The organism is Variovorax paradoxus, from assembly GCF_030815975.1.
Classification (GTDB): Bacteria; Pseudomonadota; Gammaproteobacteria; order Burkholderiales; family Burkholderiaceae_C; genus Variovorax; species Variovorax paradoxus_N.
Map to the genome: position 1 here is coordinate 2,243,975 of NZ_JAUSXL010000002.1, position 13,373 is coordinate 2,257,347.

Annotated in this window: 11 protein-coding genes; 4 read left to right on the plus strand and 7 right to left on the minus strand. The window is 67.9% G+C overall.

From position 1 onward, the window contains the following. Positions 1–37 precede the first annotated feature (37 nt). Positions 38–1,309: a DEAD/DEAH box helicase gene (locus QFZ47_RS14340; protein ID WP_307656265.1), complete on the plus strand. Its 1,272-nt coding sequence runs from the start codon at positions 38–40 to the stop codon at positions 1,307–1,309. 23 nt (positions 1,310–1,332) lie between these two features. On the opposite strand, the gene QFZ47_RS14345 is transcribed toward QFZ47_RS14340, so the two are convergent. The 7 genes from QFZ47_RS14345 to argE form a co-directional block, all read right to left on the minus strand. Next, positions 1,333–2,085, minus strand: a complete 753-nt coding sequence (locus QFZ47_RS14345) for a slipin family protein (protein ID WP_307656266.1) — start codon at positions 2,083–2,085, stop codon at positions 1,333–1,335. A 120-nt stretch (positions 2,086–2,205) separates the two neighbouring features. Then, the gene (locus QFZ47_RS14350) at positions 2,206–3,384 is read right to left on the minus strand and encodes an acyl-CoA dehydrogenase family protein (RefSeq protein ID WP_307656267.1); all 1,179 of its coding nucleotides are present in this window, start codon (positions 3,382–3,384) and stop codon (positions 2,206–2,208) included. Positions 3,385–3,398: 14 nt separating this feature from the next. Next, the gene (locus QFZ47_RS14355) at positions 3,399–4,313 is read right to left on the minus strand and encodes an SDR family oxidoreductase (RefSeq protein WP_307656268.1); all 915 of its coding nucleotides are present in this window, start codon (positions 4,311–4,313) and stop codon (positions 3,399–3,401) included. Positions 4,314–4,451: 138 nt separating this feature from the next. Further along, positions 4,452–5,228: an MHYT domain-containing protein gene (locus QFZ47_RS14360; RefSeq protein WP_307656269.1), complete on the minus strand. Its 777-nt coding sequence runs from the start codon at positions 5,226–5,228 to the stop codon at positions 4,452–4,454. Positions 5,229–5,358: 130 nt separating this feature from the next. Further along, positions 5,359–7,017: a Vgb family protein gene (locus QFZ47_RS14365; protein ID WP_307656270.1), complete on the minus strand. Its 1,659-nt coding sequence runs from the start codon at positions 7,015–7,017 to the stop codon at positions 5,359–5,361. Positions 7,018–7,117: 100 nt separating this feature from the next. Continuing rightward, positions 7,118–8,371, minus strand: a complete 1,254-nt coding sequence (locus tag QFZ47_RS14370) for a DUF445 domain-containing protein (protein ID WP_307656271.1) — start codon at positions 8,369–8,371, stop codon at positions 7,118–7,120. Positions 8,372–8,534: 163 nt separating this feature from the next. Then, a complete protein-coding gene (gene argE, locus QFZ47_RS14375) occupies positions 8,535–9,701 on the minus strand; it encodes an acetylornithine deacetylase (RefSeq protein WP_307656272.1) in 1,167 nt (388 codons plus the stop codon). 100 nt (positions 9,702–9,801) lie between these two features. Between argE and QFZ47_RS14380 the strand changes: the two genes are divergently transcribed. The 3 genes from QFZ47_RS14380 to QFZ47_RS14390 are packed head-to-tail and all read left to right on the plus strand — an operon-like array spanning position 9,802 to position 13,347. Continuing rightward, the gene (locus tag QFZ47_RS14380) at positions 9,802–10,998 is read left to right on the plus strand and encodes a glycerophosphodiester phosphodiesterase (protein ID WP_307656273.1); all 1,197 of its coding nucleotides are present in this window, start codon (positions 9,802–9,804) and stop codon (positions 10,996–10,998) included. A gap of 55 nt (positions 10,999–11,053) precedes the next feature. Beyond that, positions 11,054–12,256, plus strand: a complete 1,203-nt coding sequence (locus QFZ47_RS14385) for a M20 aminoacylase family protein (protein WP_307656274.1) — start codon at positions 11,054–11,056, stop codon at positions 12,254–12,256. Next, a complete protein-coding gene (locus QFZ47_RS14390; RefSeq protein ID WP_307656275.1) occupies positions 12,253–13,347 on the plus strand; it encodes a M14 family metallopeptidase in 1,095 nt (364 codons plus the stop codon). Before QFZ47_RS14385 ends, QFZ47_RS14390 begins: the two co-directional genes overlap by 4 nt. The last annotated feature ends 26 nt before the right edge of the window (positions 13,348–13,373 follow it).

Genomic DNA, 13,373 nt, shown 5'->3' on the forward strand with positions numbered 1-13,373 from the left:
CTTTCACTGTCTCCGGTTCATCCCTCTGTCTGCTCACATGCCATTCGACTCACTGGGCCTGGCCCCCGCGCTCGTGCAGGCCGCCGCCGAAAGCGGCTACGCCGCGCCCACCGCCATCCAGGCTGCGGCCATTCCCGCCATTCTGCAAGGCCGCGATGTGCGGGGCTCGGCGCAGACCGGTTCCGGCAAGACCGCCGCATTTTCCCTCCCGCTGCTGCAGCGGCTCGCCGCGGAACCTGTGCAGTCGCCGCGGCGCGTGCGCGCGCTGGTGCTCGTGCCCACGCGCGAGCTCGCGGCCCAGGTCGGCGAGACCCTGCGCAGCCTGGCGCAGCACCTGCCCGAGCGGCTCAAGATCGCGATTGCCTTCGGCGGCGTGTCGATCAACCCGCAGATGATGAGCCTGCGCGGCGGCGCCGACATCGTGGTGGCCACGCCGGGCCGCCTGCTCGACCTGGTGGACCACAACGCGCTGAAGCTCGGTGCCGTGTCCATGCTCGTGCTCGACGAGGCTGACCGCCTGTTCGACCTCGGCTTTGCCGAGGAACTGGGCCGCATCCTCGCGCTGCTGCCGGCGCAGCGCCAGAACCTGCTGTTTTCCGCCACCTTTCCGCCCGCCATCCAGGCGCTGGCCGACGGCACGCTGCGCGACCCCGCGCTGATCGACGTGCAGGGCGAGCCCGGCACCGAGCCCGCCATCGTGCAGCGCGTGATCGAGGTCGACGCGAACCGCCGAACGCAGCTGCTGCGGCATCTGCTGAAAGAGAACGCGTGGGAGCGCGTGCTGGTCTTCGTCGCCACGCAGCATGCGGCGCAGACCGTGGCCGAGAAGCTCTACAAGAACGGCATCTACGCGGTGCCCTTCCATGGCGACATCGCGCAGGGCACGCGCACCGGCATCCTCGCGCAGTTCAAGGAAAGCCGTTGGGACGTGGTGATTGCCACCGACCTGGCCGCGCGCGGCATCGACATTGCGCAGCTGCCCGTGGTGATCAACTATGACCTGCCGCGCTCGCCCACCGACTACATCCACCGCATCGGCCGCACCGGCCGCGCCGGCGAAAGCGGGCTGGCGATCAGCTTCGTGAGCGCGGCCACCGAGGCGCACTTTCGCCTGATCGAGAAGCGCCAGGGCCTCCACCTGCCGCGCGAGCGCATCGAAGGCTTCGAGCCGACCGAGGCGCCCGTGCCGACGGCCGATGCCTCTGGCACCGGCGGCATCAAGGGCAAGCGGCCGAGCAAGAAGGACAAGCTGCGCGCGGCCGCCGCGCCCGCTGCCGCACGGCACGGCGGACCCGAAAAAAACGACTGAGCGGCGCGCCGCGCCCCGGTGCGTTATGCGCGCTTCGAGAGGAAAGTCGCCAGCAGGTCCACCGGCAGCGGAAAGACGATGGTGGTGTTCTTGTCGGCGCCGATCACCGTCAGCGTTTCCAGATAGCGCAGCTGGATCGCCTGCGGCTCCTGCGCCAGCACGCGCGCGGCCTGGTACAGCTTCTCGGAGGCCTGCAGCTCGCCTTCGGCATGGATCACCTTGGCACGCCGCTCTCGCTCCGCCTCGGCCTGCCGCGCGATGGCGCGGACCATCGATTCGGTGAGGTCGATCTGCTTGATCTCCACGTTGGAAACCTTGATGCCCCACGAGGCCGTCTGCACGTCGAGCGACTCCCGCACATCCAGGTTGAGTTTTTCACGCTCGGCCAGCATGTCGTCCAGCTGGTGCTTGCCCAGTACCGAGCGCAGCGTGGTCTGCGCCAGCTGGCTGGTCGCGTTGAAGAAATCCTTGACCTCGATGATGGCCTTCTCCGCATCGACGATGCGGAAGTAGACGACCGCGCTGACCTTCACCGAGACGTTGTCGCGCGAGATCACGTCCTGGGTCGGCACCTCGAGCACCACGGTGCGCAGATCGACCCGCACAACCTGCTGGATGACGGGAACCACGATCACCAGCCCGGGCCCCGCGACTTTCGTAAACCGGCCCAGCGTGAACACGATGCCGCGCTCGTACTCGCGGAAGATCCAGATTGCGGAAAAAAGCAGCACCACCAGCAGGACGAGCAGCATGGTGCCGATGCCGAAAGTGAACATGGGGGTCTCCCGCGACTCAGCAACAGCGCTGGATTGTTGGACCTTCGGCGCGTGCGGGCGTTCCGCGCCGTGTCGGCCAGCGCCGCGCGGTCGGCTCGGCGTTCGGCGTCCATGTGTGCTTCAGCCGCGCGGCGGCCGCTTGGCAATGCCCATGGTCTTGGCGAGGATGCCCAGCATCACTTCGTCCGCGCCGCCGCCGATGGAGCCCAGCCGGCCGTCGCGGTACAGCCGCGAGACGCGGTTCTCGAGCGTGAAGCCCATGCCGCCCCAGAACTGCAGGCAGGTGTCGGCCACCTGCCGCGTGAGCCGGCCGGTCTTGAGCTTGGCCATCGAAGCCAGTTCGAGCACGTCCTGGCCCTGCACATGCAGCTCGCAGGCGCGGTAGGCGAGGGCGCGCAGCGCTTCCACCTCGGTCTTCAGTTCGGCCAGCTTGAACTGCACCCACTGCTGGTCGGCCAGCGTGGCGCCGAACATCTGGCGCTGCTGCGCCCATTCGATGGTCTGCGCGATGCAGTCCTCCATCGGTTCGAGCGAGCTCGCGGCGGCCCACAGCCGCTCTTGCTGGAACTGCTGCATCTGGTAGACGAAGCCCTGGCCTTCCTCGCCGATGCGATAGCGCTGCGGCACGCGCACGTTGTCGAAATGGATGAGGCCGGTGTCGCTCGAATGCATGCCGATCTTGCGGATCTTCCTGGCCTTCTCGATGCCCGGAAGGCTCATCGGCACCATCACGAGCGACTTGTTGCGGTGAGGGCTGTAGCCCGCTGCGCTCTGTCCATCGCTGGTGTTGACCAGCATGCACATCCAGTCGGCCTGCAGGCTGTTGGTGATCCACATCTTCTGGCCGCTGATGAGGTAGTCGCCGCCGTCCTTGCGCGCATGGCTCTTCAAGCCCGCCACGTCGCTGCCCGCGCCGGGCTCGCTCACGCCGATGCAGCCGACCGTCTCGCCCGCGATGGCGGGCGCGAGGAACTCGCGGCGCAGCTCGTCGCTGCCGAAGCGCGCGAGCGCGGGCGTGCACATGTCGGTCTGCACGCCGATGGCCATCGGCACGCCGCCGCAGCTGATGTGGCCCAGCGCCTCGGCCATGGCCATGGCATACGAATAATCGAGCCCGGCGCCGCCGAAGGCTTCGGGCTTGTCGAGGCCCAGCATTCCCAGCTGGCCGAGCTTCCTAAAGACTTCGTGCGCGGGAAAGATCTCGGCCTCTTCCCATTCGTCCACATGCGGATTGATTTCGTCGTCGATGAAGCGGCGCAGCGTCTTCTGGATCTCGAGGTGCTCGTGGGTGTACTGCATGCGGTTGTCTCCAATCAGTCGTTCGCCTCGCCGCCGTCCTGGAACACGCGCGGCGTCTGCGCCAGATGAAAGCCGTCGAAAGGCCGCACGGCCGTGCGCTGCCGCACCTGCGCATCGGGCAGTTCCATCGGCCAGCCCATGCGCACCTGCGGCCGCGCGCCGTCCACGCGCAGCACGCTGCCGCTGATGAAGCTGGCCGCGGGGCTCAGCAGGAAGGCAATGGCCGCGGAGGTCTCGGCCTCGTTGCCGAAGCGGCCCGCCGGCACGGTGTTGCGCATGGCGCGCAGCATGTCGCAGGCCTCGGGCGGGTAGTGGTCCATGCCGCTCGAGGCGATGTAGCCCGGCGCCACGGCGTTCACGCGCACGCCGCACGCGGCCCATTCGAGCGCGGCGGTCTCGGTGAAGCTCACCATGCCGGCGCGCGCGGCACCGCTGTGGCCCATGTGGGGCATCGAGCCCCACATGTCGGCCACGATGTTGACGATGGCGCCGCCCCTGGCCTGCATGCTTTGCACGAAGCATTCGCGCGCGACCAGGAAGCCGCCCGTGAGGTTGGTGTGGATCACCGCCTCCCAGCCCTTGGCCGAGATGGCCGCGAGCGGCGTGATGTACTGGCCGCCCGCGTTGTTGACGAGGCCGTCGATGCGGCCGTGCGCTGCAACGATGCCGGCGACTGCAGTGCGCACGGCTTCTTCCTGCCGGATGTCGAAGGCCTGGATACTGGCTTTGCCGCCCGCATCGGCGATCTCGGCCTGTACCTGCAGCAGCTTGTCGGCCTTGCGGCCGGCCAGCACCACCTGCGCGCCCAGCGATGCGAGTTCGTGCGCCGTGCAGCGGCCAATGCCCGAGCCGCCGCCCGTGACGACAATGACCTGCCCGGCGAACAGGCCGGGCGAGAACACGGAGCGATAGCGGACGGGGGCGTTCATGCGTCAGGCTTTCGAAAAAGACTGGCAAGGCGCAGTGTGCGGCGTCCGGGATTCGATGACGGGCATGGGAGAGTCAGTGCAGATCGCTTTCGCTCTGCACCGACTCTAGGGCGCCGGCGCGCGCCCGGCTTGTGCCAATTAGCTGGTGCGGGTGCGCTGCTGCGGCGCGGCGGGCGCGTCCAGGCTGCTGCCCGTGATCACCCAGTAGATGAAGATCAGCACCGCGCCGGCCGTGCCGAACACCGAAAGGCCCATGTAGTTGTCGCCGATGGCCAGCGCGTCGGTGGGCGCGGCCGCGATGCAGATCATGGTGGCGGCGCTCATGCCCACGTAGTGCATGGTGCAGACGGCGACGCCCATCACGGCCGCCGCGGCGACCTGGTGCATCAGCCGGCGCAGGTTGAAGGCCAGCCACAGGGCCGCGCCGGCCGCGGTGATGGCAATGGCCACGGACAGCGCCACGGTGGCGGGGTCGAATTCCATCGACGCGCGCATGTTCATCGCGAACATGCCCATGTAGTGCATCACGCACACGCCCAGCCCCGCGAGCAGGCTTCCGGCCAGCCAGCCGGCCCGGCTGAACTTGCGCCGGCCGCCCGCCATGTAGAGCGCAATGCCCGAGATCAGGATGGCCGCCACCAGCGAGACGACCGTGAGCGGCACGTTGTACGAAATGCCCACCGGCAAGCGGTAGGCCAGCATGCCGATGAAATGCATCGACCAGATGCCGATGCCGCCCAGCGCCACGGCGGCGCAGGCCACCACAGCGAGGTTGGGTTTGCCGTCGGCGCCGACCATGCGCCCCGCGCAGATCAGCGCCACCAGGGAGCCCGCGAACGAAATGAGGAACGAGAGCGCCACCAGCCCCAGCGAATACTCGGGTGACAGCAGTTGGCCTGCGACGAGAGAGTTCATGTTTTTCTTTTCCTTGAAAAAAGAACGACTCGCCGCCGAGACCGGATCGTGAGGTGTAACGAGACGTCCGCCAGAAGTTTGTAATATTTGTTTTTAAAAGTAAATCACTTCTTCATGCCTTGCCGCCGCCTCAATATTTCGGGCGGATTCGATAGATGGCGTTGTTCCGGTCGGCCGACATGTAGATGCTTCCGTCGCCGCCCACCGCGACCCCCGTGACCACATAAGGCGGCGGCATTCCCGGCCCCGCGGCCAGCCCGATCGGCAGGTTTTCCGCCACGGTGCGGCGCGAGCCGTTGAGCGGGTCGATCTCCACCAGCCGGCGTGCCGCGCTCTCGGCCACGATGAAGCTGCCCCAGGGCGTCTGCGCCACGCCTTCGGGCAGCGCCAGGCCTTCGGCAATCGCGCGCAGCGGGGCGCTGGCGTCGAGCGGAATGCGGGTCAGCTTGCCGGCGGCTTCGGTCACGTAGAGCGCGCCGTCCTGGCCGATGATCAACTGCACCGGGCCGCCCAGCCCGCTGGCAAGCACTGACTTCTCTGCGAATTTCGGACCGCTCGCGCGGGTGATGCTGCCGGTGGCGATCTCGGCATAGATCACGCTGCCGTCGGCCATGGGAATGGCATCGAACGGCGCCTTCAGCCCGTGGATGGTTTCGATGGTGCGCAGCGTCTGGCGGTCGACCAGCTGCACCGTTCCCGTGAACCACGAGGTCAGCGCGAAGCGCGTGCCCGACAGGCCGACCGCGAACGGATAGTCGAGCTCCGGATCGCGCTGCATGCGGAACACGTCGCGCACTTCGCCCGTGCGCACATCCACCTGCCGGAAGCCGAACACATCGGCCACCCACAGCGTGCGGCCTTCGATCTTGAGGCCCGCCGGCGTTGCGAGCTTGCCGCTGGTGAGCGTGCGCAGCGCGCCGGTGGCGGGGTTGAAGGCCTGCACTTCGTTGTTGGCCATGTTCGACACGTAGACCGTGCCGTCGGATGCGATGGCGAGGTTGTCGATGGACGGCCGCAGCTGCTTCGCGACGGTCTTGCGGCCGGTGGCCAGGTCCACCCGCACCAGTTCGCCGCTGCGCGCATCGACCACCCAGAGGTTGCCCTTGCCGTCGAGGTTGGCCGCCGCGGGAACCTTGAAGCCGTCGGCAATCACGGTGATGCGGCCGTTCGCCGGATCGATCTTCACCACCTGGCCCTTGAACCACAGCGGCCCGTAGAGCATGCCGTCGGGGCCAACCTCGAAGCCGTTGAAGCCGCCCATGTCCTTCCGGATGAGCCGCGGCGGCTTCTGGCCCGCGCGGTCGATTTCCCACAGCGCATCGCCCAGGAACACCTGCGAGGCGTAGAGCTTGCCGTTGCTGCGGTCGAAGTCGAGCGAGTTGAGGCCGGGCAGGTCCTTGGCGAGCACGCGCATTGGCGCGCTGTCGCTCTCGCGGTAGCGCAGCATGCCCATCAGGTAGTTGGTCCAGGCCAGTTCGCCCTTGGGGCCGACCGCGATGTCGTCGGCCTGGCCTTCGGGCGCGTCGATCAGGACCTTGGCCGCGCCGGTGCTGCGGTTGACCTCCCACAGCGTGTTGCCGAGCACCGAGCCCGCGAGCAGGCGGCCCTTCTGGTCGATGGCCAGGCCGTGGACGCCGGCGAACGAAGAGGGCGCGACCAGCGCTTCGGGCTCGGACCACGCGGCGGGGCGGGTGGGCGGTGGCGGCGGCGGTGCGATGCTGCCGCAGGCGCCCAGCAGGGCGACGGTGGCGATGAGTGCGGCGGCGCGAATGAACGGGCGGCAGGACATGTCTTCTCTCCTTCTTGTGGATGCGCGCGAGCAGTCTAGAAGGAAGCAGGGGCCGTGGGGCAGTCTCTCCCGGGACAGGCAGACTTTTGTCCGCGCCGGATCACCCGCGCAGAAGCTGCGTCGCCGTGTGGATCGAAAGCCCCACCAGCCCGCCCACCAGCGTGCCGTTGATCCGTATGAATTGCAGGTCGCGCCCGATGTGGCGCTCCAGCTCGTCGGTCATTTCGCTGGCATTCCATTCCCCGACGCGCTCTTCGATGTAGCGGCGGATGTCCTCGCGGTAGCGCTCGATCGCCAGCGGCGCGGCCGCTTCGACCTGCTCGTTGATCCAGCGGCGGATCGCCTCGTCGGCCTGCAGCCGCGTGCCCAGCGCGCCGGCCATCGATGCGATGCGCTGGCCGATCGTGGAGTCGCCGCGGCCGAGATCGTCATGCAGCCAGGCCAGCAGTTCGCTCCAGATGCCGTGCAGGTAGTCGCCGAGCGCGGGATGCGCCATCAGCTCGGCGCGGATCTGCTCGCCGCGCTGCTGGAACTCCGGGTCGAGCTTGAGCCGCACCACGAAGTCGTCGACGAAATGGTCGAAGCGCCGGCGCATCGGGTGCTCCGGCTCGGCCGCGAGTTCGGCGATGGTGCGCGCCACGGCCGCCACGATCTTGCGCGTGGCGAGCTTGGCCGCCACCTGGTCCAGGCCCACGTAGCGCAGCGTCTTGATCTCGCGCGCAATGGCTTCCGTGATGTGCGCCTGCACCTCCTCGCCTTCGAGCAGGCCGGCCACCTGCTGCAGCACGTCGTCGAGCAGCGCCTGGTGGCGCCCGCCGGCCGTGAGCGCATCCAGCGCCTGCCCCATCAGCCGCGAAAGGTCGACCTTCTCGAGGCCCGCCGCGGCGGCACGGCCCATGAAGGCGCGCACGCGCTCGTCGTCGAACGCGGAGAGCCCGTAGCGCGCGGCCGCCACGCCCCATTCGCCGAGCTTCTGGCCGCTCGCGGGCCGCGCGAGCCAGTCGGCGATGCGCCCGGCCGCGTCGAACTCGCGCAGCTTGGCAAGCACCTGTGCGGTGCTCAGGAAGTTGTTGCAGATGAAGCCGGCCAGCTTGGCGCCGATGCGGTCCTTGTTGCTCGGGATGATGGCGGTGTGCGGAATCGGCAGGCCGAGCGGATGGCGGAACAGGGCCACCACCGCGAACCAGTCGGCCATGGCGCCGACCATCGCGGCTTCGGCGAACGCGGCCACGTAGCCCCAGGCCGGATGCTGCCCGTGCAGCGCGCTGGCCAGCGCATAGAGCAGCGCCGCCGCGCACAGCAGGCCGAGCGCGACGCGCTTCATGCGCCGCAGCGCATCGGCATCTTTGGCCAATTCAGTTTTCCATCAGTCCATCACGCGCTGCGCGACGCACGAAATCGTCACAGCCAAGGCCAGGCACACCGCGGAACCGGCTTTGCCGGGCCGCCGGTGTGGCCCCCTGCAGGGGGTTGGCGCAGCGACACGAAGTGCGCGAAGACTGGGGGTGAGCAACATTTCAGCCAATGGTCGGCGTGGCGGCAAGGCGCTCCATGAACAGTTCGCAGCGCGCCAGCTGCTCGAGGCTCACGAATTCATCAGGCTGGTGCGCCTGCTCGATGCTGCCGGGGCCGCACACCACGGTGGGGATGCCGGCGTTCTTGAACAGGCCCGCTTCGGTGCCGAAGGCCACCAGTGTGGTGCGTTCCTCGCCCGCAAGGCGCTGTGCGAGCCGCGTGACGGGGTCGCCCGCCGCGCCAAGGAAGCTCGGAATCTCGCAGATGGTTTCGAAGCGGAAGCCCGCATCGGGCGCCACCTTCTTCATCGCGGGCTCGATGCTCGCGGCATAGGCCAGCACGTCGGCCTGCATGCGCTTCGCATCGGCCGTGGGCAGGTCGCGGAATTCGTAGCGGAACTCGGCGTCGCGCGGCACCACGTTGTCGGCGATGCCGCCGTGGAACTGGCCCACGCTCGCGGTGCTGAAGGGCACGTCGAAGCCCTCATAGCGCGGCTCGCTGCGCTCGAAGCCCTCGGCCATGTCGCGCACCTTGCCGATCACGCGCGCGGCCATCTCGATGGCGTTGACCGACTTCGGCGTGAGCGACGAATGCGCCTCCTTGCCGCGCACGCAGCACTTGTAGCGGTACACGCCCTTGTGCGCGATGGCCGGCACCATGCTGGTCGGCTCGCCGACGATGCAGGCGAGCGGCTTGATGCCGGCGTCGCGCATGTCGGCAATGAGTTCCTTCACGCCGAAGCAGCCGATCTCCTCTTCATAGCTGAACGCGAAGTGCACCGCGAAGGGCGAATCGCTTTCGAGGAAGCGCCGGGCATTGGACAGGGCGACGGCGATGAAGCTCTTCATGTCGGCCGAGCCGCGTCCGTAGAGTCGCTCGTTCTGCACCACGGCGGAGAGCGGGTCGACGCTCCAGTCCTGCCCGTCCCAGGGCACCGTGTCGGTGTGCCCGGAAATGATCACGCCAGCCGGCTTGCCCTCGCCCAGCGTGGCGAACAGGTTGGCCTTGGTGCGTTCGGCGTTGTAGGTGATGCGGCTCTTCACGCCGAGCGCGGCGAGGTGGCTCTGGGCCAGGTCGATCAGCTGGAGGTTGCTGTTCTCGCTGACGGTGTTCATGCGCACCAGCGATTGGGCCAGCGCGAGGCTTTGAGGGGAAAGCGTAGGGGACATGCAACACATTGTCCAAGAAGTCGGCGCCGCACGCCCGTGGGCGCTCCGGCTGTCATGCGTAGCGAGTACCCTGCGCCTCTTTTGGATGGAGAAAAAGACGATGCGCACCCTTCCGCTTGCCCTGTCTGCGATGGCCGCCCTCTGCCTGGCGGCCTGCGGCGCCACCGGCCCCGCCGGTTCGTCCAACAAGCTGCTCACGCTCGACGGCCAGCCGCCGCTGGTCATTGCCCACCGCGGCGCCTCGGGCTACCTGCCGGAGGAAACGCTCGAAGCCTATGCGCGCGCCATCGAACTGGGCGCCGACGTGATCGAGATGGACCTGGTCTCCACCAAGGACGGCGTGCTTATCGCCCGCCACGATCCCAACCTGGCCATCAGCACCGACGTGGCCAGGCACCCGCGCTTCGCCTCGCGCAAGAAGACCATCAAGGTCGACGGCGAAACCCAGACCGGCTGGTTCAGCAACGACTTCACGCTGGCCGAGATCAAGACGCTGGGCGGCATCTCGACCGACCCCGAGCGCCCGCAGGAATTCAACGGCAAGTTCAAGATCCCCACCTTCCAGGAGATCATCGATTTCGCCAAGGCCAAGTCGAAGGAAACCGGCCGCACCATCGCGATCTACCCCGAGTCGAAAAACCCGACTTATTTCCGCGAGCTGGGCCTGCCGCTGGAAGACAAGATGATCGCCGCCATCAACGCCGCCGGCTGGAACAGCAAGACCGCACCCATCTACGTGCAGTCCTTCGAGCCCGGCAGCCTCAAGTACATGAAGAGCAAGGGCCTGAACACCCGGCTCATCCAGCTGATCGACGGCGACAGCGTCGACCTGAAGACCGGCGCCGTGACCTTCGCCGTGCCGAGCGACCGGCCCTACGACTGGACCAAGGCCGGCGACAAGCGCAACTTCGACGCCATGGTCACGCCCGCCGGCCTGGCCGAGATCAAGACCTATGCCGACGGCATCGGCCCGTGGAAGCGCTACATCGTGAGCGTGAAGGGCAGCATCGGCGCCGATGGCAAGCCGCTGGACGTCAACAAGGACGGCAAGATCAACGATGCCGACGCCACCTCCATGGCGCCCACCACGCTCATTGCCGATGCGCACAAGGCGGGCCTCTTCGTGCACCCGTTCACCTTCCGCAACGAGTCGCGCCGCCTGGCGGCCGACTACAGCAAGGACGGCAGGAACGAGTACGCGGCCTATTACAAGCTGGGCGTGGACGGCGTGTTCACCGACTTCACCGACACCGCGCTTGCGGCGCGCGCGGACTACTTGAAGAGCCTCGGCCGCTGAGGGTTTGCCCGGCACGGTCTTTGCGGGGCACTCTGCAAAGCCTAGACTCTGCCCCATGAAACTCATCGATTCGCTCGTCACGCAGGCGGCCGGCATCGCCGCTGTCCGACGTGACCTCCACGCCCATCCCGAACTCTGCTTCCAGGAAGTCCGCACCGCTGACGTGGTGGCAGGCAAGCTCACCGAATGGGGCATTCCCATCCACCGCGGCCTGGGCACCACCGGCGTGGTGGGCATCGTCAAGAACGGCACCAGCCACCGCGCCGTGGGCCTGCGCGCCGACATGGACGCGCTGCCCGTCACCGAGCTCAACACCTTCGCCCACGCCAGCAAGCACCACGGCAAGATGCACGCCTGCGGGCACGACGGCCACACGGCCATGCTGCTCGCGGCCGCGCAGCACCTGGCGAAGAACCGCAACTTCGACGGCACCGTCTACCTGATCTTTCAGCCGGCCGAAGAGGGCGGCGGCGGCGCGCGCGAGATGATCAAGGAAGGCCTGTTCGAGCAGTTCCCCATGGAGGCCGTGTTCGGCATGCACAACTGGCCCGGCATGAAGGCGGGCCAGTTCGCGGTGAGCCCGGGGCCGGTGATGGCGTCGGGCAACAAGTTCTATGTCAACGTGATCGGCAAGGGCGGCCATGCCGCGCTGCCGCAGACCGGCATCGACCCGGTGCCGATCGCCTGCGAGATCGTGCAGGCGTTCCAGACCATCCTCACGCGCAAGATGAAGCCGACCGACTCGGCCGTGATCTCGGTCACCACCATCCATGCCGGCGAGACCAACAACGTGATCCCCGACAACTGCGAGCTCACGGGCACGGTGCGCACCTTCTCGATCGAAGTGCTCGACATGATCGAGTCGCGCATGAGGCAGATCGCCGAGCACATCTGCGCCGCGCACGACGCCACCTGCGACTTCCGCTTCGAGCGCTACTACCCGCCCACCATCAACACCGAGGCCGAGGCCAACTTCGCGCGCCGCGTGATGGGCGAGATCGTCGGCGCCGAGAACGTGCTGAAGCAGGAAGCCGCCATGACCTCCGAAGACTTCGCCTTCATGCTGCAGGCCAAGCCCGGCGCCTATGCCTTCATCGGCAATGGCGACGGCACACACCGCGATATGCACCACGGCGAAGGACCGTGCACGCTGCACAACGCGAGCTACGACTTCAACGACGACCTGATTCCCCTGGGCGCCACCTGCTGGGTGCAACTGGCCGAGCAGTTCCTGAAGCCGGGGGGAGCCGCGCCTTGATCGGCATCGGCGAGGCTTTTTCGCCGCGCTACGCCCAGGCACGCCAGAAGTTCCTGCAGGCCTGCGTGAGCGCGGGGCTCACGGTCGAGCCGCACGCGCACCCGGGCAAGGGGCAGGGCGGCGAAGAACTCTCGATGGATGTGGCGCTCGACGGCAACGCGAACGCCGAGCGCTTGCTGATCGTTTCCAGCGCCTGCCATGGCGTGGAGGGCCATTGCGGCAGCGGCGTGCAGGTGTTCGCGCTGCACGACGCCGAGTGGCGCGAGAAGGCGCGGGCGCAAGGCGTGGCGGTGCTCTATGTGCATGCGCTCAACCCGCACGGTTTTTCTTACGGCCGGCGCGTCACGCAGGAGAACGTCGACCTGAACCGCAACTTCGTCGATTTCTCGAAGCCGCTGCCGGCCAACGAAGCCTATGCCAAGCTGCATCCGCTGCTCGTGCCCGACACCTGGCCGCCCACGCCCGAGAACCAGGCCGCCATCGAAAAATGGATCGGCAAGCATGGCGCCGCTGCCTACCAGGCGGCCATCACCAGTGGGCAGTACCAGTTCGAGGACGGCCTGTTCTTCGGCGGCAAGGCACCCACCTGGAGCCACAAGGCCCTCCGCGGCGTGCTGCGCCGCCATGCGGGCAGCGCGCGCCGGCTGGCCTGGATCGACCTGCACACGGGGCTCGGGCCCAATGGCCTTGGCGAGCGCATCCTCGCCAGCCGGGACGACAAGGCGGCCTACGCGCGCGCCAACGCCTGGTGGGGCACGCCCGCGGCGCCGGTCACGTCGATCTACGACGGTTCTTCCACCTCGGCCCTGCTGCGCGGCCAGATGAGCGAAGCGGTGTACCAGGAGTGCCCGCAGGCCGAGTACACCGGCATCGCGCTCGAATACGGCACGCTGCCGATGCTCGAAGTCTTGAACGCCCTGCGCGCCGACCATTGGCTGCACAAGCACCCCGAGGCCCCGGCCGACTTGGCCGACGGCATCCGCGCGCGAATGCGCGAGGCCTTCTATACCGACACCGACGCCTGGCGCGGGCAGATCGTCAGCCAGGCGCGGCAGGCGATGTTCCAGGCGGTGGACGGCCTGAGCGGCTGACGCGAAGCGGGGCGCGATGCCCCGGT